The sequence below is a fragment of the Geobacillus sp. G4 genome (genome assembly GCF_040327975.1).
Lineage (GTDB): Bacteria > Bacillota > Bacilli > Bacillales > Anoxybacillaceae > Geobacillus > Geobacillus thermoleovorans.
In genome coordinates this window covers 18324-44968 of the sequence record NZ_JBEPJY010000014.1, presented here as the reverse complement: position 1 = coordinate 44968, position 26645 = coordinate 18324, and the positions used below count along the sequence as shown (strand labels likewise).

Annotated in this window: 34 protein-coding genes; all 34 read right to left on the bottom strand. The window is 52.1% G+C overall.

Translation table 11 applies throughout. The annotated features are described in order from the left end of the window. Window positions 1-136 precede the first annotated feature (136 nt). The 34 genes from map to rplJ all read right to left on the bottom strand — a co-directional run bounded on the left by map (window position 137) and on the right by rplJ (window position 26611). Window positions 137-877: a type I methionyl aminopeptidase gene (map, locus tag ABS784_RS14045; RefSeq protein WP_352512906.1), complete on the bottom strand. Its 741-nt coding sequence runs from the start codon at window positions 875-877 to the stop codon at window positions 137-139. Beyond that, a complete protein-coding gene (locus ABS784_RS14040; protein ID WP_352512904.1) occupies window positions 874-1527 on the bottom strand; it encodes an adenylate kinase in 654 nt (217 codons plus the stop codon). Before ABS784_RS14040 ends, map begins: the two co-directional genes overlap by 4 nt. 43 nt (window positions 1528-1570) lie before the next feature. Next, window positions 1571-2863, bottom strand: a complete 1293-nt coding sequence (gene secY / locus ABS784_RS14035; RefSeq protein WP_352512902.1) for a preprotein translocase subunit SecY — start codon at window positions 2861-2863, stop codon at window positions 1571-1573. After that, window positions 2863-3303, bottom strand: coding sequence for a 50S ribosomal protein L15 (gene rplO / locus ABS784_RS14030; protein WP_011229638.1), 441 nt, complete (start codon window positions 3301-3303; stop codon window positions 2863-2865). Before rplO ends, secY begins: the two co-directional genes overlap by 1 nt. A 24-nt stretch (window positions 3304-3327) precedes the next feature. After that, on the bottom strand, window positions 3328-3516 hold the full coding sequence (rpmD, locus tag ABS784_RS14025) for a 50S ribosomal protein L30 (RefSeq protein WP_014194602.1): 189 nt from the start codon (window positions 3514-3516) through the stop codon (window positions 3328-3330). 13 nt (window positions 3517-3529) lie between these two features. Then, window positions 3530-4030 carry a 30S ribosomal protein S5 gene (gene rpsE / locus ABS784_RS14020; RefSeq protein WP_011229636.1) on the bottom strand — a complete coding sequence of 167 codons (501 nt, stop codon included), beginning with the start codon at window positions 4028-4030 and terminating at the stop codon, window positions 3530-3532. 19 nt (window positions 4031-4049) lie between these two features. Then, entirely contained in the window at window positions 4050-4412 is a 363-nt protein-coding gene (rplR, locus tag ABS784_RS14015; protein WP_011229635.1) for a 50S ribosomal protein L18, read from the bottom strand. A 33-nt stretch (window positions 4413-4445) separates the two neighbouring features. Then, window positions 4446-4982, bottom strand: coding sequence for a 50S ribosomal protein L6 (rplF, locus tag ABS784_RS14010; protein WP_011229634.1), 537 nt, complete (start codon window positions 4980-4982; stop codon window positions 4446-4448). A 32-nt stretch (window positions 4983-5014) separates the two neighbouring features. Then, window positions 5015-5413: a 30S ribosomal protein S8 gene (rpsH, locus tag ABS784_RS14005; RefSeq protein ID WP_012820490.1), complete on the bottom strand. Its 399-nt coding sequence runs from the start codon at window positions 5411-5413 to the stop codon at window positions 5015-5017. 33 nt (window positions 5414-5446) lie between these two features. Further along, complete coding sequence (locus ABS784_RS14000; protein WP_003247599.1) at window positions 5447-5632, bottom strand: type Z 30S ribosomal protein S14; 186 nt, start codon at window positions 5630-5632, stop codon at window positions 5447-5449. A gap of 29 nt (window positions 5633-5661) precedes the next feature. Beyond that, entirely contained in the window at window positions 5662-6201 is a 540-nt protein-coding gene (rplE, locus tag ABS784_RS13995) for a 50S ribosomal protein L5 (RefSeq protein ID WP_011229632.1), read from the bottom strand. 27 nt (window positions 6202-6228) lie between these two features. After that, window positions 6229-6540: a 50S ribosomal protein L24 gene (rplX, locus tag ABS784_RS13990; protein WP_011229631.1), complete on the bottom strand. Its 312-nt coding sequence runs from the start codon at window positions 6538-6540 to the stop codon at window positions 6229-6231. 36 nt (window positions 6541-6576) lie between these two features. After that, window positions 6577-6945, bottom strand: coding sequence for a 50S ribosomal protein L14 (rplN, locus tag ABS784_RS13985; protein WP_011229630.1), 369 nt, complete (start codon window positions 6943-6945; stop codon window positions 6577-6579). A gap of 49 nt (window positions 6946-6994) precedes the next feature. Further along, window positions 6995-7258 (bottom strand): 30S ribosomal protein S17, encoded by a 264-nt coding sequence (gene rpsQ / locus ABS784_RS13980; protein ID WP_011229629.1) that lies wholly within the window; start codon window positions 7256-7258, stop codon window positions 6995-6997. A 24-nt stretch (window positions 7259-7282) separates the two neighbouring features. Continuing rightward, the gene (rpmC, locus tag ABS784_RS13975; RefSeq protein ID WP_011229628.1) at window positions 7283-7483 is read right to left on the bottom strand and encodes a 50S ribosomal protein L29; all 201 of its coding nucleotides are present in this window, start codon (window positions 7481-7483) and stop codon (window positions 7283-7285) included. Continuing rightward, complete coding sequence (gene rplP / locus ABS784_RS13970) at window positions 7483-7908, bottom strand: 50S ribosomal protein L16 (protein ID WP_011229627.1); 426 nt, start codon at window positions 7906-7908, stop codon at window positions 7483-7485. Before rplP ends, rpmC begins: the two co-directional genes overlap by 1 nt. Window positions 7909-7910: 2 nt before the next feature. Then, a complete protein-coding gene (gene rpsC, locus ABS784_RS13965; RefSeq protein WP_011229626.1) occupies window positions 7911-8567 on the bottom strand; it encodes a 30S ribosomal protein S3 in 657 nt (218 codons plus the stop codon). A 3-nt stretch (window positions 8568-8570) separates the two neighbouring features. Continuing rightward, window positions 8571-8912, bottom strand: coding sequence for a 50S ribosomal protein L22 (gene rplV, locus ABS784_RS13960; protein ID WP_011229625.1), 342 nt, complete (start codon window positions 8910-8912; stop codon window positions 8571-8573). A gap of 18 nt (window positions 8913-8930) precedes the next feature. Then, window positions 8931-9209, bottom strand: coding sequence for a 30S ribosomal protein S19 (gene rpsS / locus ABS784_RS13955; RefSeq protein WP_011229624.1), 279 nt, complete (start codon window positions 9207-9209; stop codon window positions 8931-8933). 33 nt (window positions 9210-9242) lie between these two features. Continuing rightward, window positions 9243-10073: a 50S ribosomal protein L2 gene (rplB, locus tag ABS784_RS13950; RefSeq protein ID WP_011229623.1), complete on the bottom strand. Its 831-nt coding sequence runs from the start codon at window positions 10071-10073 to the stop codon at window positions 9243-9245. Window positions 10074-10100: 27 nt separating this feature from the next. Beyond that, window positions 10101-10388 carry a 50S ribosomal protein L23 gene (rplW, locus tag ABS784_RS13945; RefSeq protein ID WP_011229622.1) on the bottom strand — a complete coding sequence of 96 codons (288 nt, stop codon included), beginning with the start codon at window positions 10386-10388 and terminating at the stop codon, window positions 10101-10103. After that, entirely contained in the window at window positions 10388-11011 is a 624-nt protein-coding gene (gene rplD / locus ABS784_RS13940) for a 50S ribosomal protein L4 (protein ID WP_011229621.1), read from the bottom strand. Before rplD ends, rplW begins: the two co-directional genes overlap by 1 nt. Before the next feature lie 29 nt (window positions 11012-11040). Next, window positions 11041-11682, bottom strand: coding sequence for a 50S ribosomal protein L3 (rplC, locus tag ABS784_RS13935; RefSeq protein WP_011229620.1), 642 nt, complete (start codon window positions 11680-11682; stop codon window positions 11041-11043). Window positions 11683-11702: 20 nt separating this feature from the next. Continuing rightward, window positions 11703-12011 carry a 30S ribosomal protein S10 gene (gene rpsJ, locus ABS784_RS13930; RefSeq protein WP_008881945.1) on the bottom strand — a complete coding sequence of 103 codons (309 nt, stop codon included), beginning with the start codon at window positions 12009-12011 and terminating at the stop codon, window positions 11703-11705. Window positions 12012-12307: 296 nt separating this feature from the next. Beyond that, on the bottom strand, window positions 12308-13495 hold the full coding sequence (tuf, locus tag ABS784_RS13925; RefSeq protein WP_011229619.1) for an elongation factor Tu: 1188 nt from the start codon (window positions 13493-13495) through the stop codon (window positions 12308-12310). Between the two features lie 128 nt (window positions 13496-13623). Beyond that, on the bottom strand, window positions 13624-15702 hold the full coding sequence (gene fusA, locus ABS784_RS13920) for an elongation factor G (RefSeq protein WP_021322059.1): 2079 nt from the start codon (window positions 15700-15702) through the stop codon (window positions 13624-13626). A 180-nt stretch (window positions 15703-15882) separates the two neighbouring features. Next, on the bottom strand, window positions 15883-16353 hold the full coding sequence (gene rpsG / locus ABS784_RS13915) for a 30S ribosomal protein S7 (protein ID WP_011229617.1): 471 nt from the start codon (window positions 16351-16353) through the stop codon (window positions 15883-15885). A gap of 39 nt (window positions 16354-16392) precedes the next feature. Beyond that, window positions 16393-16815: a 30S ribosomal protein S12 gene (gene rpsL, locus ABS784_RS13910; protein WP_011229616.1), complete on the bottom strand. Its 423-nt coding sequence runs from the start codon at window positions 16813-16815 to the stop codon at window positions 16393-16395. Window positions 16816-16911: 96 nt separating this feature from the next. Then, complete coding sequence (locus ABS784_RS13905) at window positions 16912-17160, bottom strand: 50S ribosomal protein L7ae-like protein (RefSeq protein WP_011229615.1); 249 nt, start codon at window positions 17158-17160, stop codon at window positions 16912-16914. 134 nt (window positions 17161-17294) lie between these two features. Then, window positions 17295-20894 carry a DNA-directed RNA polymerase subunit beta' gene (gene rpoC / locus ABS784_RS13900; RefSeq protein WP_021322058.1) on the bottom strand — a complete coding sequence of 1200 codons (3600 nt, stop codon included), beginning with the start codon at window positions 20892-20894 and terminating at the stop codon, window positions 17295-17297. Between the two features lie 92 nt (window positions 20895-20986). After that, window positions 20987-24559, bottom strand: a complete 3573-nt coding sequence (rpoB, locus tag ABS784_RS13895) for a DNA-directed RNA polymerase subunit beta (protein ID WP_011229613.1) — start codon at window positions 24557-24559, stop codon at window positions 20987-20989. A gap of 413 nt (window positions 24560-24972) precedes the next feature. Beyond that, on the bottom strand, window positions 24973-25575 hold the full coding sequence (locus ABS784_RS13890; RefSeq protein WP_025039126.1) for a class I SAM-dependent methyltransferase: 603 nt from the start codon (window positions 25573-25575) through the stop codon (window positions 24973-24975). A 112-nt stretch (window positions 25576-25687) separates the two neighbouring features. After that, window positions 25688-26056: a 50S ribosomal protein L7/L12 gene (gene rplL, locus ABS784_RS13885; protein ID WP_012820484.1), complete on the bottom strand. Its 369-nt coding sequence runs from the start codon at window positions 26054-26056 to the stop codon at window positions 25688-25690. Window positions 26057-26110: 54 nt separating this feature from the next. After that, entirely contained in the window at window positions 26111-26611 is a 501-nt protein-coding gene (gene rplJ, locus ABS784_RS13880) for a 50S ribosomal protein L10 (protein WP_011229610.1), read from the bottom strand. Window positions 26612-26645 lie beyond the last annotated feature (34 nt).

Here is a 26645-nt window from a genome sequence, read left to right as displayed (position 1 = left end):
GTCCACGGTGAGCGGGAAGGTCGGTAAGCGGCCGCCTTGATCGCGGAATCGGCGAAACAGCTTTAGACAACTGCAAACGTTGAAAACGGTTCGCCGATCTGCCCGAGCGCCTCGAGGCGGCTCTGCCTCGATCCGTTCACGTTAAAATTTCATAGCCATTTTCCGTAATCACAATCGTATGTTCAAAATGGGCACACCGTTTTCCGTCCGCCGTCACGACGGTCCAGTCATCAGCCAACGTTTTGACATGGCGGCTGCCCGCATTGACCATCGGTTCGATGCATAGCGTCACCCCCGGACGCAAAATCGGGCCTTTGTTCGGCGGCCCATAATGTGGGATTTGTGGGTCTTCATGTAAGTGTTGACCAATTCCATGCCCGACATACTCGCGAACAACGGAAAAGTGATGCGCTTCGACATACGTTTGAATCGCATGGGAGATGTTCGTTAAACGAGCGCCCGGTTTTGCCTCGGCGAGCCCGACGTACAGCGATTGCTCTGTCACGTCAAGCAACCGTTTCGTCTCGGCGTCGATCTCCCCGACCGGATACGTCCAGGCCGAGTCGGCGTGATAGCCTTCATACTGGGCGCCCACATCGATCGTAATAATGTCGCCCTCGCATAACACACGGTCGCCGGGAATGCCGTGCACAAGCTCCTCATTGACTGAAGCGCAAATGCTTCCCGGGAACCCTTGGTATCCTTTAAACGATGGAACGGCGCCATGGGAACGAATCACTTCCTCCGCGATGGCATCCAGTTCCTTTGTCGTGACCCCGGGGCGAATATGTTTTTTCAACTCTTCCAACGTAGCGGAAACAATTTTTCCAGCCTCGCGCATGAGGGCGATTTCGTGCGCGGTTTTGCAAATGATCATCGAGCAAGTCCCCCGAGCAATTCACGAATATCGGCAAACACCTTTTCCATGTCCTGTTCGCCGTTAATGTGGCGCAAATAGCCTTTTTGTTCGTAAAAGTCAACGAGCGGCTTCATTTGTTTCATATTCACTTCGAGCCGGTTCGCCACTGTCGCTTCGTTATCATCGGCGCGCTGGTACAATTCCCCCCCGCACTTATCGCAAACACCCGGTTTCGCCGGCGGATGAAAAACAAGATGGTACGTCGCTCCGCAGTTGCGGCAAATACGTCTGCCGGTCAGGCGCTCCATTAAGACCTCTTGGCGAACGTCGATATGGATGACATAGTCAAGCTTGCGCCCGATTTCCGAAAGCAACGTTTCAAGCGCTTCTGCTTGGGCGACCGTGCGCGGGAATCCATCGAGCAAAAAACCATTTTGGCAATCCTCTTTGCTCAGCCGTTCGCGGACGATGCCGATCGTCACCTCATCCGGCACAAGATCGCCGCGGTCCATATACTGCTTTGCCTGCAACCCTAACGGCGTCCCTTCTTTGATCGCCGCTCGAAACATATCTCCCGTTGAAATATGCGGAATTCCGTAAGCCTCGACAATTTTCCCGGCCTGCGTGCCTTTGCCGGCACCCGGCAGCCCCATCAGCACTAAATTCATCCTAACTCCCCCTATCGGCAAGGGACGTCCGTTCTTGCCTTCTTTATTTGATGAATCCACGGTAATGGCGTTTCACCAGCTGGCTCTCAAGCTGTTTCATCGTCTCAAGCGCCACGCCGACGACAATAAGCAAGCTCGTACCGCCGATTCGTGCGGAAGACGGCAAGTTGGCAAAGTTCACAAAGAACACCGGCAGCACGGCAATGACCGCTAAAAAGACAGAGCCGACGAGCGTCAGCCGGTACAAAATTCTCGTTACATACTCTTGTGTATTCTTTCCAGGACGGATGCCTGGAATGTAGCCGCCTTGCTTCTTCAAATTCTCCGCCATTTGCTCCGGGTTGACTTGGACGAACGCATAAAAGTACGTAAACGCGATAATAAGCACGACGTAAATCGTCATGCCAATCGGATGGGTATAATCAAACGTTCGGCGAATCCACAATGTTACATCATTCGTACCAAAAAACGATGCGATCGTCGGTGGTGCAATTAAAAATGAGATCGCAAAAATCACTGGAATAACCCCGGCCGGGTTCACTTTTAACGGCAAGTGGGTGGAATGGCCGCCAACCGGACTCCGGCCTTCAAGCCGTTTGGCATATTGGATCGGAATTTTCCGGAACGCCTGCTGGATGTAAATGACCCCAACGATGACGGCAACGACCGCCAACGCCACAAGCAGGAGCCGGACGATGCGCAAAAACACATCTTCCCCGACATTTTCAAACTGCTGGGCGTAGATTTGGTTTAGGACTGTCGGAATGCCGGAGACGATCCCTGCAAAAATAATGATCGAAATCCCATTTCCGACGCCTTTGGCGGTGATTTGCTCACCGAGCCACATTAAAAATGCGGTGCCGGCCGTCAAGACGACCGCGATCAGCAAATACGTGCCGATGCCCGGATTTCGAATGAGCATCCCGCCGGCTAAATTGTTGAAGCCGTACGACATGCCAAGCGCTTGGATAAACCCGAGCACGACCGTGAAATAGCGGGTAAACTGAGCTAATTTACGCCGGCCAACCTCGCCTTGCTTCGACCACTCCGTAAATTTTGGAACAACGTCCATTTGCAGCAGCTGGACGATAATCGATGCCGTGATATAGGGCATAACTCCCATGGCAAAAATCGAAAAGTTTCGCAGCGCCCCGCCGCCGAAAATGTTCAGGACGCCGAATGCATTCAATTCATCTTGCAGTTTTAACACATCCGCGTTCACGCCTGGAACAGGGATGAACGTTCCAATGCGGAACACGATCAACATAAGAAGAGTGAAAATAATTTTGTTTCGAATATCACTGACGCGCATAAAGTTGGAGATTGTCCGAAACATTAAATCACCTCAGTTTTACCGCCAGCCGCCTCAATGGCCTCTTTCGCCGATGCCGAGAACTTATGCGCTTTGACCGTCAGCTTTTTCTCGATTTGGCCTTTGCCCAAAATTTTCACGCCCGATTTCAACTTGCTGATGACGCCCGTCTCAAGAAGCAATTCCGGCGTCACTTCCGTTCCGTCTTCAAAACGATTCAGTTTTTCCAGATTCACAACAGCATACTCTTTCCGATTGATGTTCGTAAATCCTCGTTTCGGCAAACGGCGGAACAGCGGAGTTTGACCGCCTTCAAACCCAAGACGAACTCCTCCACCCGAGCGGGCATTTTGACCTTTTTGACCGCGGCCGGACGTTTTGCCGTTGCCCGAACCGATCCCGCGGCCGACGCGCACAGCTTTCTTTCGAGATCCCGGCGCTGGTTGCAATTCATGAAGTTTCATGGCAAAGCACCTCCTTATGATTCATTATTCTTCAATTTCTTTGACTTTGACAAGGTGGGCCACTTTGTTGATCATCCCGCGGATTGCAGGATTGTCATTGTGGACGACCGTTTGGTGCATTTTTCGCAGGCCGAGCGTTCTGACGGTAACGCGTTGGTCTTCCGGACGGCCAATCACGCTGCGCGTGAGGGTAATCGCCAGTTTTTTTGCCATGATCGTTCCCTCCTTATCCTAACAGTTCCTCGACTGTTTTGCCGCGCAATCTCGCTACGTCTTCGGCGCGTTTTAATTGTTTCAGTCCATCAAACGTTGCGCGCACCATGTTGATTGGCGTGTTTGAACCGATCGATTTCGACAAGATGTCGCTGATGCCCGCCAGCTCTAATACAGCACGCGCCGGACCCCCAGCGATGACCCCGGTACCTTCGGAAGCGGGTTTCAAAATGATTTCCCCGGCACCGAAATGGCCGATGACTTCATGCGGAATCGTTGTGCCGACGATCGGCACTTCAATTAAGTTTTTCTTCGCATCTTCAATCGCTTTGCGGATCGCTTCTGGAACCTCTTGTGCTTTTCCGGTGCCAAATCCGACATGGCCGTTTTTATCGCCGACGACGACGAGAGCTGAAAAGCGCAGGCGACGTCCGCCTTTTACGACTTTTGCTACACGGTTGACCGCGACTACACGCTCTTCCAATTCAAGTTTGTTTGGATCGATACGACGCATCGTTGTCCCTCCTTTGTAATTAGAATTCCAAGCCGGCTTCGCGGGCGGCGTCTGCCAATGCTTTTACCCGTCCGTGATATAAATACCCGCCACGGTCGAACACGACTTTTTTAATGCCTTTTTCCAATGCACGTTTGGCGACAAGTTCGCCGACTTTTTTCGCTGCCTCAATGTTGTTCGTCGAATCTAAGCCAAACTCTTTGTCCAACGTCGAGGCGCTGACGATCGTTGACGATTTTGTATCATCGATAATTTGCGCGTAAATATGTTTATTTGAACGGAACACGCTCAACCGCGGACGTTCAGCCGTGCCGAAGATTTTTTTGCGGATGCGCGCGTGTCTTTTCTTCCGAACCGCGTTTCGGTCCACTTTCGTGATCATCGAATGTCACTCCTTTCGCTTCGCTATGCCGCGTTATTTACCAGTTTTGCCTTCTTTCAGGCGCACAAGCTCACCTTCGTAGCGGATGCCTTTGCCTTTATACGGCTCTGGCGGACGAACCGCGCGAATGTTGGCGGCCAGTTCGCCGACGCGCTGTTTGTCTGCCCCTTTGACGATGATTTTCGTTTGGGATGGCACTTCAATTTCAAGCCCTTCTTCCGGCTCAATTTCTACCGGATGAGAATAACCGACGCTCAATACAAGCTTTTTCCCTTGTTTCGACGCCCGGTACCCGACACCAACGAGTTCGAGCGCTTTTTCATAACCTTTCGAAACGCCTTCGACCATGTTGGCAAGCAAGCTGCGCGTCGTGCCATGGAGCGCGCGATGATGTTTTTCATCGCTTGGACGCGTAACCGTGATGACATTGCCCTCAACCGTGATCGTCATATCTGGATGGAACGTGCGGGTCAGCTCCCCTTTCGGCCCTTTGACCGTAACCGTGTTGCCGTTGACCGTAACGGTGACACCGGCAGGAATTTCAATTGGTTTTTTGCCGACACGTGACATGTCAAAAACACCTCCATTCTTGAGCAGATAGATTACCAAACGTAGGCGATTACTTCGCCGCCCGTGCCTTTTTGCCGTGCTTCTTTGTCTGTTAAGATGCCCTGCGATGTCGAAAGAATCGCGATCCCTAAGCCGTTCAGGACGCGCGGCACTTCATGGGCTTTGACGTAAACGCGCAACCCCGGTTTGCTGATGCGTTTCAGCCCGGTAATGACACGTTCGTTGTTCGGACCGTATTTCAAGAAGATGCGGAGAATGCCTTGTTTGTTGTCTTCGATATATTCATAATCACGAATAAACCCTTCGCGCTTTAAAATTTCCGCGATTTCCCGCTTGATTTTCGAAGCCGGGACTTCGAGCTTTTCGTGACGCACCATATTCGCATTGCGGATGCGAGTCAGCATATCAGCAATTGGATCTGTCATCACCATTATGTTTTACCTCCTTCCCAATCAATGGGTTGATTACCAGCTGGCTTTTTTGATGCCTGGAAGTTGACCTTTGTATGCGAGCTCACGGAAACAAATACGGCACAATTTGAATTTTCGATAGACCGAGTGTGGGCGGCCGCAGCGCTCGCAACGGGTGTACGCTCTCACTTTAAACTTCGGCGTCCGTTTTTGTTTCGCGATCATCGATTTTTTAGCCACGATTTCGCCTCCCTTGCGTTATGGGATCATTATTTTTGGAATGGCATGCCGAGCAACGCCAGCAGTTCACGAGCTTCTTCATCCGTGTTGGCCGTTGTGACGATCACGATGTCCATGCCGCGCACTTTGTTCACTTTATCGTAGTCAATCTCAGGGAAAATGAGCTGTTCTTTAATGCCGAGCGTATAGTTGCCGCGGCCGTCAAACGACTTTTTCGATACGCCGCGGAAGTCGCGCACGCGCGGAAGCGAGACCGAAATCAACTTATCGAGAAACTCATACATCCGTTCGCCGCGCAGCGTCACTTTCGCACCGATCGGCATCCCTTGGCGAAGACGGAAGCCGGCGATCGATTTTTTCGCACGCGTTACCACCGGACGCTGACCGGCGATCAGCGTCAGCTCTTCAACGGCGCTGTCTAATGCTTTCGGGTTTTGCACCGCATCGCCGACACCCATGTTGATGACGATTTTTTCGATTTTTGGCACTTGCATGATCGATTTATAGTTGAACTTGCTCATGAGAGCAGGTACGACTTCGTTTAAATACTTCTCTTTCAGGCGGTTCATAAAAGTACCTCCCTTCCTGCGTCACGGTTATTTATCCAAAATCTCGCCGGATTTTTTCGCATAGCGCACTTTTTTGCCATCGACAATTTTATAGCCGATGCGCGTCGGTTCACCCGTTTTCGGGTCGAGCGGCATGACTTTCGAAACGTGGATCGGCGCTTCCTTCTCAATGATGCCGCCTTGCGGGTTCGCTTGCGACGGTTTCGCATGCTTTTTCACAATATTGACGCCCTCGACGATGACGCGGTTTTTCTTCGGAAACGCCGCTAGAATGACGCCTTGCTTGCCTTTGTCTTTGCCGGAGATTACTTGCACTTTATCGCCTTTTTTTACATGCATCGCATTCGCACCTCCTTGAAACGCTGTTCCGTTCCATTAAATAACTTCCGGAGCTAAAGAAATGATTTTCATGAAGTCTTTATCGCGCAATTCACGGGCAACCGGTCCGAAAATCCGCGTGCCGCGCGGGCTTTTGTCATCACGGATGATGACGCAGGCGTTTTCGTCAAAGCGGATGTACGAGCCGTCCGGACGGCGCACCCCGCGTTTCGTACGAACAACAACTGCTTTCACGACTTGACCTTTTTTAACAACGCCACCTGGTGTCGCATCTTTGACCGTCGCCACAACGACGTCGCCGATGTTCGCATAGCGGCGACCCGAGCCTCCGAGCACTTTAATGACAAGCACTTCGCGTGCACCAGAGTTATCAGCTACTTTCAAGCGAGATTCTTGTTGAATCATCGACGAAACCTCCTTTCGGAATTATCTCTCCGAACTAAGTGAAGAACGATTACAGAACAACCGCTTTTTCGATGACTTCCACTAAGCGGAAGCGTTTTGTGGCCGACAGCGGGCGAGTTTCCATAATTTTCACGATATCGCCGACTTTAGCGATGTTATGTTCATCATGCGCCTTATATTTTTTCGAATATTTCACGCGTTTGCCGTACAGCGGATGTTTTTTGTACGTTTCGACCAACACGGTGATCGTTTTGTCCATTTTGTCCGATACAACCCGCCCGACGTACACTTTGCGTTGATTGCGTTGGCTCATTCCACAAACCTCCTCTCAAACACATTATTTATTGGCAGCGAGCTCACGTTCGCGAATAATCGTTTTCATGCGGGCGATGTCTTTGCGCACTTGGCGGATGCGCGCCGTGTTTTCCAATTGACCTGTGGCCAGTTGGAAGCGAAGGTTGAACAATTCTTCCTTCAACGCTTTAATTTTTTGTTCGATCTCGGCAGTGGTCAACTCACGGATTTCTTTCGCTTTCATTACGCTTCACCACCAGTTTCTTCACGTTTTACAAATTTGCATTTGATCGGAAGTTTGTGAGAAGCGAGACGCAATGCTTCACGTGCCACTTCCTCAGAAACACCGCCCACTTCAAACATCACTTTGCCTGGTTTGACAACGGCGACCCAGCCTTCCGGCGCCCCTTTACCAGAACCCATCCGCACTTCAAGCGGTTTTGCCGTATACGGTTTGGATGGGAAAATGCGGATCCATACCTTCCCGCCCCGTCTCATGTAACGGGTCATCGCCCGACGGGCTGCTTCGATTTGCCGGTTCGTAATCCAAGCTGATTCTAATGCTTGCAACCCAAATTCACCGAAATGAACTTCCGTGCCGCCTTTCGCCCGGCCTTTCATCCGTCCGCGATGTTCACGGCGATATTTGACGCGTTTTGGCATTAACATGATTATTTTCCTCCTTCCTCAGCTTTTTTCTTGGTCGGAAGGACTTCTCCACGATAAATCCATACTTTCACGCCGATTTTTCCGTACGTCGTATCGGCTTCTGCTGTTCCATAGTCAATGTCAGCGCGCAGCGTATGGAGTGGAACCGTCCCTTCGCTGTAATGCTCCGAACGAGCGATGTCAGCCCCGCCCAAACGGCCGGATACCATCGTTTTGATCCCTTTCGCCCCAGCGCGCATCGCACGTTGGATCGCTTGTTTTTGCGCCCGGCGGAACGATACGCGGTTTTCAAGCTGACGAGCGATATTTTCAGCAACAAGACGTGCATCCAAGTCCGGTTTTTTGATTTCTACAATGTTGATATGGACGCGTTTACCGGTCAATTGCGCGAGCGCTTTGCGGAGCGCTTCCACTTCCGAACCGCCTTTCCCGATGACCATGCCCGGTTTGGCGGTATGGATCGTTACGTTGACGCGGTTGGCTGCCCGTTCAATCTCCACGCGGGAGACGGCCGCGTCTTGCAGGCGTTTGCTAATGTATTCACGGATTTTCAAGTCTTCGTGCAACAGATCTGCATAGTCTTTTTCCGCATACCATCTCGATTCCCAGTCACGAATGATGCCGATGCGCAGACCGATCGGGTTGACCTTTTGACCCACGGATTATCCCTCCTTCTTTTCTGAAACGACGATCGTAATATGGCTTGTGCGTTTGTTAATGGCGCTTGCCCGTCCCATGGCACGCGGACGGAACCGTTTCAGCGTCGGGCCTTCGTCGACATACGCTTGAGTAATGACCAAGTTGTTGACGTCCATGTCATAGTTGTGTTCAGCGTTGGCGACTGCTGATTTCAACACTTTCTCAATGATCGGGGAAGCTGCTTTTGGTGTATGGCGCAAAATAGCGAACGCTTCGCCCACTTCTTTCCCGCGAATCAAGTCAATGACTAAGCGCGCTTTACGAGGAGCGATGCGAACGGTTCTTGCAACAGCTTTGGCTTGCATATCTAGAACCTCCTCTCATTACCGTTTCGTTTTCTTGTCATCGCCAGCATGGCCGCGGAACGTGCGCGTCGGCGCAAATTCGCCGAGTTTGTGCCCGACCATGTCTTCCGTGATGTAGACCGGAACATGTTTGCGGCCATCGTACACCGCGATCGTATGCCCAACAAACTGCGGGAAGATCGTCGAACGGCGAGACCACGTTTTGATCACTTGTTTTTGCCCTGTTGCATTCAGTTTTTCGATTTTTTTCATCAAATGCTCATCGCAAAACGGACCTTTTTTCAAGCTGCGACCCATAAGTGAACCTCCCTTCTGAATTGCGCTCGTTCATTATTTCTTGCGGCGACGGATGATGAATTTATCCGATTTGTTTTTCTTTTTGCGTGTTTTGTATCCAAGCGTCGGTTTGCCCCATGGCGTCATCGGCGATTTGCGTCCGATTGGCGCTTTCCCTTCACCACCGCCGTGCGGATGGTCAACCGGGTTCATAACCGAACCGCGAACTGTCGGGCGAATCCCCAACCAGCGGGCGCGTCCTGCTTTCCCGATGTTGACAAGTTCGTGTTGCTCGTTGCCGACTTCACCAACCGTTGCACGGCATTTGCCTAAAATCATGCGCACTTCGCCGGAAGCCAAACGAACGATGACGTATTTTCCTTCTTTCCCGAGCACTTGCGCCGACGTACCAGCTGCACGCACCAATTGTCCGCCGCGGCCCGGTTTCAGCTCAATATTGTGGACGAGCGTACCGACTGGGATGTTCTCAAGCGGAAGCGCATTGCCGATTTTAATGTCCGCATCCGGACCGGACATGATTTCCATGCCGACTTTCAAGTTTTTCGGCGCGATAATGTAGCGTTTTTCACCGTCTGCATAGTTGATGAGCGCGATATTGGCAGAACGGTTCGGATCGTATTCAATCGTAGCAACGCGTCCTGGAATTCCGTCTTTGTCGCGTTTAAAGTCGATAATCCGATATTGGCGTTTATGGCCGCCGCCTTGATGGCGCACCGTAATTTTCCCTTGATTGTTGCGGCCCGCCTTTTTCTTTAACGGAGCAAGCAGCGATTTTTCCGGCTGATCCGTCGTAATTTCCGAGAAATCAAGCACCGTCATGCCGCGACGGCCGTTCGATGTCGGTTTGTACTTCTTGATCGCCATCGGAATGTCCCTCCTTCATCGTTTATGTTACACTTCAAACAGTTCGATCTCTTTGCTGTCCGGCGTCAGCGTGACGATCGCTTTGCGGCGGCGGTTCGTATAGCCGCTGTAGCGGCCGACGCGTTTAAATTTCCCTTTATAGTTCATGATGTTCACTTTGGCTACTTTAACGCCAAAAATTTTCTCGACGGCGTCTTTCACTTCCGTCTTGTTCGCTTTGACGTCGACCTCAAACGTATATTTTTTTTGCCCGATCAAATTCATTGTATTTTCCGTGATGATGGGGCGCTTAATAATGTCGCGGGGGTCTTTCATTATGCAAGCACCTCCTCTACTTTCTCCACGGCCGCCTTCGTAATGACGAGTTTGTCATGGTTGAGCACATCGAGCACATTGATGCCGTTGGCTGCCACCACTTTGACGCCTGGAATGTTGCGCGCCGACAGATATACATTCTCATTCAGCTCGTCGGTCACAATGAGTGCTTTCCGATCCACTGAGAGATTGTTTAAAATTTTGACCATTTCCTTCGTCTTCGGTGCTTCAAGCGACAATTGATCCAATACAACGATGTCGTTTTCGAGCACTTTCGAAGACAATGCCGATTTGATCGCTAAACGGCGAACTTTTTTCGGAAGTTTGTAGCTGTAGCTGCGCGGAACTGGACCAAAGACCGTACCGCCGCCGCGCCATTGCGGAGCGCGAATCGAACCTTGACGGGCGCGTCCTGTCCCTTTTTGGCGCCATGGCTTGCGGCCGCCGCCGCTCACTTCAGCGCGGTTTTTCGTTTTATGCGTTCCTTGACGCATCGAGGCGCGTTGCATAATCACTGCTTCAAACAACACATGCTTATTCGGTTCAATCCCAAAAACGGCGTCGTTCAACTCGATTTCGCCGACCGTCTGACCGTTTTGGTTGTATAATGCTACTTTTGGCATTACGTAGTTCCTCCTTTCTTGGCCGGATGTTATTTCGCCTTCTTCGCCGCTTTCACGGCGCTTTTGACGATGACTAAGCCTTTTCTCGGACCCGGCACATTGCCTTTAATGAGCAGCAAGTTGCGCTCCGGATCCACTTTCACGATTTTCAAGTTTTGGATCGTCACGCGCTCACCGCCCATGCGGCCCGGCAAGTTTTTCGTTTTGAAAACACGGTTTGGCGCGATGGACCCCATCGAACCCGGACGGCGATGATAACGGGAACCGTGAGCCATTGGTCCGCGTGATTGACCGTGGCGTTTGATCGCCCCTTGGAAACCTTTCCCTTTCGAAATGCCCGTGACATCGACAATTTCGCCTTCGCTGAAAATGTCAACTTTCACTTCTTGGCCAACTTCATATTCATCGATGTTGGCGCCGCGGATTTCACGAATGAAGCGCTTAGGTGCCGTGTTAGCTTTGGCAGCATGGCCAATTTGCGGTTTATTGGCGCGTTTTTCACTAATATCTTCAAAACCTAATTGGATCGCTTCGTAACCGTCGTTTTCGATCGTTTTCTTTTGCAGGACGACATTCGGCGTCGCATGGATGACGGTTACCGGAATCAAATCGCCATTTTCCGCAAATATTTGCGTCATACCGATCTTTCTTCCTAAGATTCCTTTCGTCATGTGTCACACCTCCCAGTCGATCAAAGTTTAATTTCAATATCAACGCCCGACGGCAAATCGAGACGCATTAACGAATCAACCGTTTGCGGAGTCGGGTTGATGATGTCGATCAAACGTTTATGCGTCCGCATTTCGAATTGTTCACGGGAGTCTTTGTACTTATGAACGGCGCGCAAGATCGTATACACCGTTCTTTCCGTCGGCAGCGGGATCGGCCCCGACACTTTTGCCCCGGAACGTTTTGCGGTTTCCACAATTTTCTCCGCCGATTGGTCTAAAATTCGATGATCGTAAGCTTTTAAACGAATGCGAATTTTTTCTTTTGCCATTTGGTTTCCCTCCTTCTTCGCCTATTTTGAAAATAGACTTCTCCACGGAAATTTCCTGCACACCGCCGTGGCAAAGCGGCCGGGTGTGTCAGCAACCTTCCGCTTCATCGCAGTCAAAGACCAACATTTGATATTATACTGGTATGTAAGCAAGATTGCAAGTGATTTCTTTGCTTTTCCCACACTTCTTCTATTATACATAGCCGCCATCCCGTTTTCAACACAGCCGCCAATCTGACGGTCAAGATGGCATCAAAAAAAGGATGTCCATTGCTGGACACCCTTTTTTGCCGTGATTACTCGATGATTTCCGATACAGAGCCAGCGCCGACCGTACGGCCGCCTTCGCGGATCGAGAATTTCGTACCTTCTTCGATCGCGATCGGGGCGATCAGTTCCACCGTCATTTCAACGTTGTCGCCAGGCATAACCATTTCGACGCCTTCCGGAAGCGTGATAATGCCCGTTACGTCCGTCGTACGGAAGTAGAATTGCGGACGGTAGTTCGAGAAGAACGGAGTATGGCGTCCGCCTTCTTCTTTCGTCAGGACGTATACTTGCGCTTTGAATTTCGTGTGCGGCGTGATCGAACCAGGTTTCGCCAATACTTGGCCGCGCTCGACTTCATCACGAGATACGCCGCGGAGAAGCGCACCGATGTTGTCGCCAGCTTCCGCTTGATCGAGAAGTTTGCGGAACATTTCTACACCCGTAACGGTCGTCGTTTTCGGCTCATCCGACAAACCGATGATTTCAACCGGGTCGCCAACTTTCAACGTACCGCGTTCAACACGGCCTGTTGCAACCGTACCGCGGCCCGTGATCGAGAAGACGTCCTCGATTGGCATCATGAACGGTTTGTCCACTTCACGTTGCGGCGTCGGGATGTATTCGTCAACCGCATTCATCAGTTCAATGATTTTTTCTTCCCATTGCGGGTCGCCTTCAAGCGCTTTTAATGCCGAACCTTTGATGACCGGCACTTCATCGCCTGGGAAGTCGTATTCAGAGAGAAGATCGCGAACTTCCATTTCAACAAGTTCAAGCAATTCTTCGTCGTCCACCATGTCGCATTTGTTCAAGAATACAACGATGTACGGAACACCGACTTGGCGGGAGAGAAGAATGTGTTCGCGCGTTTGCGGCATCGGACCGTCAGCCGCCGAGACAACAAGGATCGCGCCGTCCATTTGCGCCGCGCCCGTGATCATGTTTTTGACGTAGTCAGCGTGGCCCGGGCAGTCAACGTGCGCATAGTGGCGAGCATCTGTTTCATACTCGACGTGCGCCGTCGAAATCGTAATCCCGCGTTCACGCTCTTCCGGAGCAGCGTCGATTTGGTCGTACGCTTTTGCTTCGGCTTTCCCTTGTTTCGCCAAAACCGTCGTGATCGCAGCTGTCAACGTCGTTTTCCCGTGGTCAACGTGGCCGATCGTGCCAATGTTGACGTGCGGTTTCGTGCGCTCAAATTTCGCTTTAGCCATGAGAGATATCCTCCTTAAAAGTAAGATATGAATTTATATGGTTGGGTAAGTATAGGATGCTTGGGAACAAAATGTTCCCAAGTCTTACTTACATAAGTATTTATAGCGAAACTAGCAAGAGAAATCAATTATTCGCCTTTATTTTTTTTGATAATTTCATCGGCGATGTTTTTCGGAACTTCTTCATAGTGGTCAAACACCATCGAGAACGTTCCGCGTCCTTGCGTGTTCGAACGGAGCGATGTCGCATAACCGAACATTTCAGCCAACGGCACCATCGCCCGGACGACTTGGGCGTTGCCGCGCGCTTCCATCCCCTCGATGCGGCCGCGACGGGACGTGATGTCGCCCATGATGTCACCGAGGTACTCTTCAGGGATGACGACTTCGACTTTCATGATCGGTTCCAAAAGAACCGGATCGCACTTCGTCGCGGCGTTTTTCAATGCCAAGGAAGCAGCGATTTTGAATGCCATTTCGCTCGAGTCGACATCGTGGTACGATCCGTCAAACAGTTTCGCTTTAATGTCGACAACCGGATAGCCGGCTAAGACGCCGTTTTGCATCGCTTCTTCCAATCCAGCTTGGACGGCCGGCACATACTCTTTCGGAACAACCCCACCGACGATGGCGTTCTCGAATTCGAAGCCTTTGCCGCGCTCGTTCGGCGAGAATTCGATCCAAACGTGGCCGTATTGACCGCGGCCGCCGGATTGACGGATGAATTTGCCTTCGACTTGCGCCGATTTGCGGAACGTTTCGCGGTAGGCAACTTGCGGCGCCCCGACGTTCGCTTCGACTTTGAACTCGCGGCGCATCCGGTCGACGATGATGTCAAGATGCAACTCGCCCATTCCGGAGATGATCGTTTGTCCCGTTTCCGGGTCGGTGTGAGCGCGGAAAGTCGGGTCTTCTTCTTGCAATTTTTGCAGCGCTTGGCTCATTTTGTCTTGATCGGCTTTCGACTTCGGCTCGATTGCCACCGAAATGACCGGTTCTGGGAATTGCATCGACTCTAAAATGACAGGATGCTTCTCATCACATAGAGTATCACCGGTCGTCGTATCTTTTAAACCTACCGCTGCGGCAATATCACCGGCATAGACTTTCGAAATTTCTTGACGGTGGTTCGCGTGCATTTGCAACAAGCGGCCGATCCGTTCGCGCTTCCCTTTGGTCGTGTTCATCACATATGAACCGGAATCAAGCGTTCCAGAGTAGACGCGAATAAACGTCAATTTCCCGACATACGGGTCAGTCATGATTTTAAATGCCAAAGCGGCAAACGGAGCGTCATCGCTTGCTTCACGTGTCACTTCTTCTTCGGTATCCGGAACGACGCCGCGAATCGCCGGGATGTCAACCGGAGACGGCAAGTAGTCGACAACGCCGTCAAGAAGCAGCTGAACACCTTTGTTTTTGAATGCCGAACCGCAGAAGACCGGGAAGAATTCAACGCTGATCGTCGCTTTGCGGATCGCGGCCTTCAGCTCTTCCGTCGTGATTTCTTCCCCTTCCAAATATTTCATCATTAATTCTTCGTCCAGCTCAGCGACCGCCTCAATCAGCTTGTTATGGTACTCTTCTGCCATATCGCGGTATTCTTCCGGAATGTCAATGCGCTCAATGTTTTTGCCAAGCTCATCATGGTAATGGTACGCGCACATTTCAACCAAGTCGATAATGCCGGAGAATTGATCTTCAGCGCCGATCGGCAGTTGCACCGGATGGGCATTTGCTTGCAGGCGGTCATGGAGCGTTTTCACCGAATACAAGAAATCGGCGCCGATTTTATCCATTTTGTTGACGAACACGATCCGTGGGACGCCATATGTCGTCGCTTGGCGCCAAACGGTTTCCGTTTGCGGTTCAACACCCGATTGCGCGTCTAAGACTGTGATGGCCCCGTCCAATACGCGCAACGAACGCTCAACCTCGACCGTAAAGTCGACGTGCCCCGGCGTGTCGATGATGTTGATGCGATGGCCTTTCCATTGCGCCGTTGTCGCCGCCGACGTGATCGTAATTCCGCGCTCTTGTTCTTGTTCCATCCAGTCCATCGTTGCCGCACCTTCATGCACTTCCCCGATTTTATGAACGCGGCCGGTATAGAACAAGATCCGTTCAGTCGTCGTCGTTTTCCCGGCGTCAATGTGCGCCATGATCCCTATGTTGCGAGTGTTTTCTAAGGAGAACTCTCTTGCCATAGTGGTTATTTTCTCCTTCCTTCAAATATGAAATATAAGTAGATGGCGCCGCCATCGATGGCGCAATCCCCTTGTCTTTGAAGTTGTCCCACGCGCGACCGGAAAGGCCGCAATATATAGGAAGATAGGTGAATAGGCAACCGCAGTGCCTCCTCACCTATTTCCTTTAGGCGACGCTCCTTACCAGCGGTAATGGGCAAACGCGCGGTTCGCTTCAGCCATTTTATGTGTATCTTCGCGTTTTTTCACCGCTGCACCCGTGTTGTTGGCAGCGTCCATAATTTCATTTGCCAAGCGCTCTTCCATCGTTTTTTCGTTGCGAAGACGTGCATATTGCACGAGCCAGCGCAAACCGAGAGAAACGCGGCGGTCCGGACGAACCTCGACCGGAACTTGGTAGTTCGCCCCACCAACGCGGCGAGCGCGCACTTCCAACACCGGCATAACGTTTTTCAACGCTTGCTCAAACACTTCCATTGGATCTTTACCCGTGCGCTCACGGATAATATCAAACGCGGTGTAAAGAATTTTTTGCGCTTTTGATTTTTTGCCGTCGATCATAATTTTATTGATCAAACGGGTAACAAGCTTCGAATTGTAAATTGGATCTGGCAGTACGTCACGTTTAGCAACAGGGCCTCTACGTGGCATAGTGTTTCCTCCCTTCAGGAAAACATTCTCTTCATTTCATTATTTTTTCGCTGCTTTTGGTTTTTTCGCGCCGTATTTCGAACGACCTTGCATCCGGTTCGCTACGCCTGCAGCATCCAGCGCCCCACGGATGATATGGTAGCGTACCCCCGGCAAGTCTTTGACACGTCCGCCGCGGATGAGCACAACGCTGTGTTCTTGCAAGTTATGGCCGATCCCCGGAATGTACGCCGTAACTTCAATCCCATTTGTCAAGCGGACACGGGCGTATTTCCGCAACGCCGAGTTCGGTTTTTTCGGCGTCATCGTGCCGACACGCGTGCAAACGCCGCGTTTTTGCGGAGACGACACATTCGTTTGCTCTTTTTTGAAGCTGTTATACCCTTTGTTCAACGCAGGGGATTTCGATTTAACGACTTTTTTCTCGCGTCCTTTGCGGACCAATTGGTTGATTGTAGGCATGAAAAGATCCTCCTTTCGCATGCATCGTTTAAGCCCACATATCCAGGTGGTTCATCGTTTATGCAAATAAAGGTTTTAGGGGAGAAAGGCAAAACGTTACCGAAGGATCGCCACCGCGGCCGCACCGACTTGGATTTTGCACGCCTTGCCAAGCTTTTTCATCGAATCGACTTTTGTGACCGGCACGTTTGCCTCATTGGCGGCGGCGGTCACTTTTTCGATGATCGGCAAGTCGGCATCCTCCGCCACGATCACTTCCGCTGCTTTCCCTTCCTTTAAAGCCCTTATCGTTTGTTTGGTTCCAATGACAATTTTTCCAGCCTGTAATACTTTTTCATAAGACATGTAACATATCCTCCAAAGTACCAGGTTGTTGGAACACCTTTATTAGACTACCATTTTCTTTGTCAATTGTCAACTGGATTTTTAATTAGATGATGGCCGGCCAAGGAGCGCCTTAGCCGGCCACTTGGTTCGCGTTATTTGGACGACACCGTGTCGCTAGCCGTTTCCTTTTTGACGGCCGGCTTCACTTTCCGGTAGCGGGCCATACCGGTTCCAGCCGGGACGAGTTTGCCGATAATGACGTTTTCCTTCAAGCCAAGCAGTTCATCACGTTTTCCTTTGATGGCCGCATCCGTCAAGACGCGCGTCGTTTCTTGGAACGAAGCAGCCGACAAGAACGAATCCGTCTCAAGCGACGCTTTCGTGATGCCGAGCAACACCTGGCGGGCCGTCGCCGGCCGTTTCCCTTCGCGAAGAGCTTTGGCGTTGACATCCGTAAACTGGTGGACATCCAACAGCGTGCCCGGCAGCACATCGGTGTCGCCGGCATCGATGACGCGCACTTTGCGCAGCATTTGCCGCACCATGACCTCGATATGCTTATCGCTGATTTCCACCCCTTGCATCCGGTACACTTTTTGCACTTCACGAAGCAAGTACTCTTGAACGGATGTAATATCGCGCACGCGCAACAACTGTTTCGGGTCGACCGAGCCTTCTGTCAGCTCTTGGCCGCGTTCGACGCGCTGACCTTCTTCGACTTTCAGCCGCGCGTTGTACGGCGCTACATACGTACGCGTTTCGACCTCGCTTTGCACGACGATTTCATATTGGTTGTCGCGCGTTTCATTAATCGAAATAACCGTGCCGTCGATTTCAGAAATGACCGCTTGCCCTTTCGGGTTGCGCGCTTCAAACAGCTCTTGCACCCGCGGCAAACCTTGAGTGATATCGTCGCCGGCGACGCCGCCTGTATGGAACGTCCGCATTGTCAGCTGCGTGCCCGGCTCGCCGATCGACTGAGCGGCGATAATGCCGACGGCTTCGCCAACTTCGACGTCCATGCCGGTCGCCATGTTGCGGCCGTAACATTTTTTGCAGACGCCATGGCGCGTGTTGCAGGCGAATACGGAGCGAATCCATACTTCCGTAATGCCGGCTTTAATGATCTCATTGGCGATATCTTCGGTGATCATCTCGTCTTTGCGGACGATCACTTCGCCCGTTTCCGGATGGCGCACCGTTTTGTGCGCATAGCGGCCGACAAGCCGCTCTTCAAGCTTGACGACAACTTCCGTGCCATCCGTCAGCGCCCGCGCCAAAATGCCGCGGTCGGTGCCGCAATCTTCTTCGCGGACGATGACGTCTTGGGCCACGTCGACAAGGCGGCGCGTGAGATAGCCTGAGTCGGCCGTTTTGAGCGCCGTATCCGCCAATCCTTTTCGCGCGCCGTGCGTCGAGATAAAGTATTCCAACACCGTCAAGCCTTCGCGGAACGACGACTTGATCGGCAGCTCAATGATCCGGCCGGCCGGGTTGGCCATCAAACCGCGCATCCCCGCAAGCTGCGTAAAGTTCGACGCGTTCCCGCGCGCTCCGGAATCGCTCATCATAAAGATCGGGTTGCGTTTATCAAGCGACTTCATCAACCGGTCTTGAATTTTGTCTTTCGCCGCGCTCCAGATGGAGATGACGCGCTCGTACCGCTCTTCGTCGGTAATCAACCCGCGGCGGAACTGCTTCAAAACCGTATCGACTTTCGCTTGCGCTTCATCCAAAATTTCTTGTTTTTCCGGCAGGACGACGATATCGGCCACGCCGATCGTGATGCCGGCCTTCGTCGAATATTGGAAGCCAAGGTCTTTCATGCGGTCGAGCATCTTCGATGTTTCGGTGATTTTGAACCGTTTGAACACTTCAGCGATAATTTGCCCGAGCACTTTTTTCTTAAACGGCGGCACGAGTTCGCGCTTGCGAATTTCTTCGCGCACGTTGACCCCTTTGTCAAGGAAGTACTTGTCCGGCGTCCGCCCTTCAATGTTTTCCGTCGTCGGCTCGTTGATGTACGGGAACGAATTCGGCAAAATTTCGTTGAAAATGAGCTTGCCGACGGTCGTTAAGAGCAACTTGTTGTTTTGCTCTTCGGTAAACGTTTCGTTTTTCAGCGAACCGGCATGAATGGCAATGCGCGAATGGAGATGGACGTAGCCGTTATGGTAAGCAAGCAGCGCCTCGTCCGTGTCTTTGAACACCATGCCTTCGCCGATGGCTCCCTCGCGCTCCATCGTCAAGTAGTAGTTGCCCAACACCATGTCTTGTGATGGTGTCACGACCGGCTTCCCATCTTTCGGGTTCAAAATGTTTTGCGCCGCCAACATCAACAAGCGCGCTTCGGCTTGCGCCTCAGCTGACAGCGGCACGTGCACCGCCATTTGGTCGCCGTCAAAGTCAGCGTTGTACGCCGTGCAAACAAGCGGATGAAGACGGATCGCCCGCCCTTCCACAAGCGTTGGTTCAAACGCCTGAATGCCGAGACGGTGCAGCGTCGGGGCGCGGTTTAACAGCACCGGATGTTCTTTAATGACATCTTCCAGCACATCCCATACTTCCGGATGGACGCGCTCGATTTTCCGTTTCGCGCTTTTAATGTTGTGCGCCAAGCCCCGCTCGACAAGCTCCTTCATAACAAACGGCTTGAACAACTCTAGCGCCATTTCTTTCGGCAAGCCGCATTGATACATTTTCAAGTTCGGGCCGACGACGATGACGGAACGGCCGGAATAGTCCACGCGCTTGCCGAGCAAGTTTTGCCGGAAGCGGCCTTGCTTCCCTTTCAGCATATGAGAAAGCGATTTTAACGGACGGTTCCCCGGACCGGTCACCGGACGGCCGCGGCGGCCGTTATCGATCAAAGCATCAACCGCCTCTTGCAGCATTCGCTTCTCATTTTGGACGATAATGTTCGGCGCACCGAGATCAAGCAGCCGTTTCAGCCGGTTGTTGCGGTTGATGACGCGGCGGTACAAATCGTTCAAATCCGATGTTGCAAACCGCCCGCCGTCAAGCTGAACCATCGGGCGCAACTCCGGTGGAATGACCGGCAGTACATCAAGCACCATCCATGCCGGATCGTTCCCTGAACTGCGGAACGCTTCAAGCACTTCAAGCCGCTTAATGATGCGGGCGCGCCGTTGCCCTTGCGCTGTTTTCAGCTCTTCTTTCAGCGCGGCCACCTCTTTATCCAAATCAATGTCTTGGAGCAGCTTTTTGATCGCCTCCGCCCCCATCGACGCTTGGAACGATTGACCGTACTTCTCGCGATAGGCGCGGTATTCCTTTTCCGACAACAGCTGCTTTTTCTCAAGCGGCGTATCACCCGGGTCGGTGACGACATAGGATGCAAAATAAATGACCTCTTCGAGCGCCCGCGGCGACATGTCAAGAACCAATCCCATCCGGCTCGGGATGCCTTTGAAATACCAGATGTGCGAAACCGGGGCGGCGAGCTCAATATGGCCCATCCGTTCGCGGCGGACTTTCGAGCGCGTCACTTCGACGCCGCAGCGGTCGCAGACGACGCCTTTGTAGCGAACGCGTTTATATTTGCCGCAATGGCATTCCCAGTCTTTCGTCGGACCGAAAATGCGCTCGCAAAACAAGCCGTCTTTTTCCGGCTTTAACGTCCGATAGTTGATTGTCTCCGGCTTTTTGACTTCGCCATACGACCAAGAACGAATTTTCTCCGGGGAAGCGAGCCCAATTTTCATGTACTCAAACTTATTGACATCTAGCAAGGGGTATACCTCCCTTTTTGATCCGTCGGTTTTCCGTTCGCTCAAGCGGCCAATGGCGGGGAACAGCTCCCCGCCTGGCCGTTATGGCCGGTTTATTCTTTCGTCACCGCATCTTTCTCTTCGCCGGCTTCTTCCCGTTCGGCCGGTTTGACGTCCACCATGATGGCATCCGGTGCATGGTCATCATCATCATCAAAGTTTTCCATGTTCACTTCTTGTTCATCGCTCGTCAAAATCGTGACGTCCATGCCCAAGCTTTGCAACTCTTTGATCAACACTTTAAACGACTCCGGCACACCCGGCTCCGGAATGTTTTCCCCTTTGACGATCGCCTCGTACGTTTTGACACGGCCGACGACATCGTCGGACTTGACGGTCAAAATTTCTTGCAGCGTGTATGCCGCCCCATACGCCTCAAGCGCCCATACTTCCATCTCACCAAAGCGCTGGCCGCCGAACTGCGCCTTGCCGCCGAGCGGCTGTTGAGTGACGAGTGAGTACGGGCCGGTGGAACGGGCATGAAGCTTGTCGTCGACCATGTGGGCGAGCTTGATCATGTACATGATCCCAACCGACACGCGGTTATCAAACGGTTCACCCGTCCGTCCGTCATACAGCACCGTTTTTGCATCGCGCGCTAGACCTGCCTCTTCGAGGATGTTCCAAACGTCTTCCTCCGTCGCCCCGTCAAAGACCGGGGAGGCGATGTGCAGGCCGAGTTTTTTCGCCGCCATGCCAAGGTGCAGCTCAAATACTTGCCCGATGTTCATCCGCGACGGAACGCCGAGTGGGTTTAACATGATGTCAATGGGCGTGCCATCTGGCAAGAAGGGCATATCTTCCTCCGGCAAAATGCGGGAAATAACCCCTTTGTTTCCGTGGCGGCCTGCCATTTTGTCGCCCTCGGAAATTTTCCGCTTTTGCACAATATAGACGCGCACCAATTGATTGACACCCGGCGGAAGCTCGTCGCCGTCTTCGCGGTTGAACACTTTCACGTCAAGGACGATGCCGCCGCCGCCGTGCGGGACGCGCAACGACGTATCACGCACCTCGCGCGCTTTTTCGCCGAAGATCGCGTGCAAAAGCCGCTCTTCCGCCGTCAGCTCGGTCATTCCTTTTGGCGTCACTTTGCCGACGAGCAAGTCGCCGTCTTTCACTTCTGCGCCGATGCGGACGATGCCGCGTTCATCCAAGTTTTTCAGCGCATCCTCGCCGACGTTTGGAATGTCGCGCGTAATTTCTTCCGGACCGAGTTTCGTATCGCGCGATTCGGCTTCATACTCTTCAATATGAATTGATGTATACACGTCTTCTTTGACGAGCCGTTCGCTCATGATGATCGCGTCTTCGTAGTTGTAACCGTCCCATGTCATAAAAGCGACAAGCACATTGCGGCCAAGCGCCAATTCGCCCTTATCCATCGACGGGCCATCGGCCAAAATTTCGCCCTTCTCAACGATATCGCCTTTTTTCACGATCGGCCGCTGGTTGTAGCACGTGCCTTGGTTCGAACGAACGAATTTCAGCAACCGATATTTATCTAGATCACCCTTGACTTCTTTGCCGTCCACTTCAATCAGCCGACGCACCCAAATTTCCTTTGCTTCGACGCGCTCGACGATGCCGCGGTGCTTGCAAATGACCGCTGCGCCCGAGTCTTTCGCCGAAACATACTCCATCCCCGTGCCAACGATCGGCGCTTCGGGTTCCAACAGCGGCACGGCTTGCCGCTGCATGTTCGCTCCCATCAGCGCGCGGTTCGAGTCGTCGTTTTCCAAAAATGGGATGCACGCCGTCGCTGCCGAGACGACTTGCTTCGGCGAAACGTCCATGTAGTCGACGCGATCGCGCTTGACGACGATGTTCTCGCCGCGGAAACGGGCGACAACGTTTTCTTCAAGGAACGTGCCGTCCTCCGCAAGCGGTACGTTCGCCTGCGCTACAACGTAATTGTCCTCTTCATCGGCTGTCAAATAATCGATTTGGTCCGTCACCCGCCCTGTTTCCGGATCGACGCGCCGGTATGGCGTTTCAATAAAGCCGAACTTGTTCACTTTCGCGTAAGTGGACAGCGAGTTGATGAGTCCGATGTTCGGACCTTCCGGCGTTTCAATCGGACACATCCGCCCGTAGTGCGAATAGTGAACGTCGCGCACCTCAAACCCAGCGCGCTCACGTGTCAATCCGCCAGGGCCAAGCGCGGACAGACGCCGCTTGTGCGTCAGTTCGGCCAATGGGTTCGTTTGATCCATGAACTGTGACAGCTGCGAGCTGCCGAAAAACTCTTTGATCGCCGCGATCACTGGGCGGATGTTGATCAGCTGCTGCGGCGTAATCGTGTTCGTATCTTGGATCGACATGCGCTCGCGCACGACGCGCTCCATGCGCGACAGGCCGATGCGGAATTGGTTTTGCAATAGTTCGCCGACCGAACGGAGGCGGCGGTTGCCTAAATGGTCGATGTCATCCGTATCGCCGACGCCGTGGAGCAAGTTGAAGAAATAGCTGATCGACGCAATGATGTCAGCCGGTGTAATATGTTTGACATCCTCGGCGATGAAGCCGTTGCCGATGACGTTGATCACTTTTTCGCCATCCGGGTCATTCGGGGCATAAATTTTGATCGTTTGCACCGAAATGTCCCCGTCCACCACCCCTTCGGCCGGGCGGTATGTCTGTAAGCCGACCCCTTTTTCCAAATACGGGAGCAGGCGATTCAGCGTTCGGCGGTCGATCATCGCTCCAGCTTCGGCGATGACTTCCTTGGTTTCGGGATCAATGATCGTTTCCGCGAGCCGCTGATTGAACAGGCGGTTTTTAATATGAAGTTTTTTATTGATTTTATAACGGCCTACGCTCGCCAAGTCATAGCGCTTCGGATCAAAAAAGCGCGACGCCAGCAAATTTTTCGCATTCTCAAGCGTCGGCGGCTCTCCCGGACGAAGACGCTCGTAAATTTCAATCAACGCTTTTTCCGTGCTGTCGGTATTATCTTTTTCAAGCGTATTGCGCAAGTATTCGTTGTCGCCGAGCAGATCGATGATTTCTTGATCGGAGCTGAACCCAAGCGCACGGAGAAGCACCGTAACGGGCAGTTTACGGGTGCGGTCGATGCGAACGTAAACGACGTCTTTCGCATCGGTTTCATATTCAAGCCATGCGCCGCGGTTCGGAATCACTGTCGCCGAGTAGCCGCGTTTGCCGTTTTTATCAACTTTGTCGCTGTAATAGACGCTTGGCGAACGGACGAGCTGGGAAACAATGACGCGTTCCGCCCCATTGATAATAAACGTTCCGGTTTCCGTCATGAGCGGAAAATCGCCCATAAACACGTCTTGTTCTTTCACTTCGCCCGTTTCTTTATTAATCAAGCGAACTTTGACGCGAAGCGGCGCCGCATATGTAACGTCGCGTTCTTTCGCCTCTTCGACCGTATATTTCGGTTCTCCTAAACTATAGTCGATAAATTCAAGCGAGAGATTGCCGGAAAAGTCTTCAATCGGGGAAATTTCCCTAAACATTTCCCGCAGCCCTTCATCGAGAAACCATTGGTAGGAGGACGTTTGAATTTCGATCAAGTTCGGCAATTCCAGCACTTCGCTGATGCGTGCATAGCTTCTGCGTTGGCGGTGTCGCCCGTATTGAACTAGTCGGCCTGTCAAGAGTGATTCACCCCTCAAATGTAGACATTAGTGAAAACCGGAACCGGAACAGCTCCATCATCCGCTCTGCTCAGCAATCAATGCCTTCAAGGCGGACTGGCCGCTCCGTCATTCCGGGGCAAAGCACTAGGCATGCATGCGGCCGGCCCCCGCCATCCGGGCGGAAACGGCTTCGTTGCGTGCACCGCCGTTTCATTTAGGGGATTTAACACGCTCCCGGCGCGAGGAAACCAGGCGTTGAGTTGAATGGAGAAAAAAAGAAAATGGTTTCTATTCCAATAGAAAACCATATGGTTCGTTGTTTATTGATTTTATCATTGTTTCCATTGCGTCCAAAATTATACGTCATCCCCTCTGCACGGGAAATGTGCATATTTAGCATTTTATAATGCTACCACAATAAAAAAACGGTGTCAACATTTTTTCGCCTTTATGATATAATATCCTTTTTTCTTCGCGACGACTTCTACAGCAGGAAAGCATTCGTTCAGCTTTTGCAAGGCCGATGGGGCGCCTTGCTTTTTTTGAATGACGACCCATAGCTCGCCATGATCGAGCAGATGATCGCGGCTTTGTTCAAAAATCGCGTAAACGACCCGTTTGCCAGCCCGGATCGGCGGATTGGTGACGACCGCTGCAAATCGCTGTTCTCCGACTTCCGAAAAAAGATCGCTTTTGTAAATCACCGCATTGTCAATCCCGTTTGCCTGCTTGTTTTCCTGCGCCAGTTCGAGCGCCCGCTCGTTGACATCAATCATGTGAACGCGCCGGTTTGGAAACGATTTGGCCAAGGCAAGCCCGATCGGCCCATATCCGCAGCCGACATCCAACAAATCCCCAGCCACTCCCGGCTCCTCGAACGTTTCAATTAACAGGCGTGTGCCAAAGTCGACTTCGCGCTTTGAAAACACTCCGCTGTCGGTCGTAAAGCGGAATTCATGCCCCCGCAACACGTACGTCCACGTTTGCGGGTTTCGCTCCGACGTCGGATTGACTGAGTAATAATGCTCGCTCATCATCATCCCCTCCTCCTTGTCGACAGGCTGCACTGCCTTCCGTATATATAGTGTAACAAAAAAGAGGCCGTCCCTTGCTTCGGGCAAGCCTCTTTTTTCAATGGCGCAGCCATTACTTGATTTCGACTTTCGCGCCAGCTTCTTCGAGTTTTGCTTTGATTTCTTCTGCTTCTTCTTTCGCAATGCCTTCTTTGATCGGCTTCGGGGTGTTGTCGACCAAGTCTTTCGCTTCTTTCAGGCCGAGGCCAGTGATTTCGCGAACGACTTTGATGACTTTGATTTTTTGCGCGCCGGCGTCGGCAAGAATGACGTCGAATTCCGTTTTTTCTGCCGCTGCTTCAGCGCCAGCTGCTGCGCCGCCCGCGACAACAACCGGAGCCGCAGCTGTTACGCCGAATTCTTCCTCGATCGCTTTCACCAATTCGTTTAATTCCAATACGGTCATATTTTTCACTGCTTCAATGATTTGTTCTTTCGTCATCACAACTTCCTCCTTTGTTTTCTGAATGATTGTTAAGCACATATCGATGCGCCATTACGCGCCTTGTTCCTCTTGCTTGTCAGCCACCGCTTTAATCGCAAGCGCAAAGTTGCGGATCGGGGCTTGAAGAACGCTAAGCAACATCGAAAGCAACCCTTCGCGGGACGGGAGTTTCGCCAACGCATCGATTTCTTCTTTGCTGGCGATGTTCCCTTCGATGACGCCGCCTTTGATTTCCAATGCTTCATGCGTTTTCGCAAACTCGCTTAAAATTTTTGCCGGCGCCACGACATCTTCATTGCTGAAGGCGATGGCATTTGGACCGGTGAACACTTCATCCAGTCCTTCCAAGCCGACTTCCGCGAGCGCCCGGCGGGTCAAGGTGTTTTTGTACACTTTAAACTCGACGCCTGCCTCGCGCAGCTGTTTGCGCAACTCGGTCATTTCCGCCACGTTCAAGCCGCGGTAATCAACGATGACGGTTGCCTTGCTGGCCCGGAATTTGTCTGCGATTTCCGCGACCACTTGTTTTTTCAGTTCAATCGCGCTCGACACGTCCTGCACCTCCTGTAAGGAAAATGAGAGAATA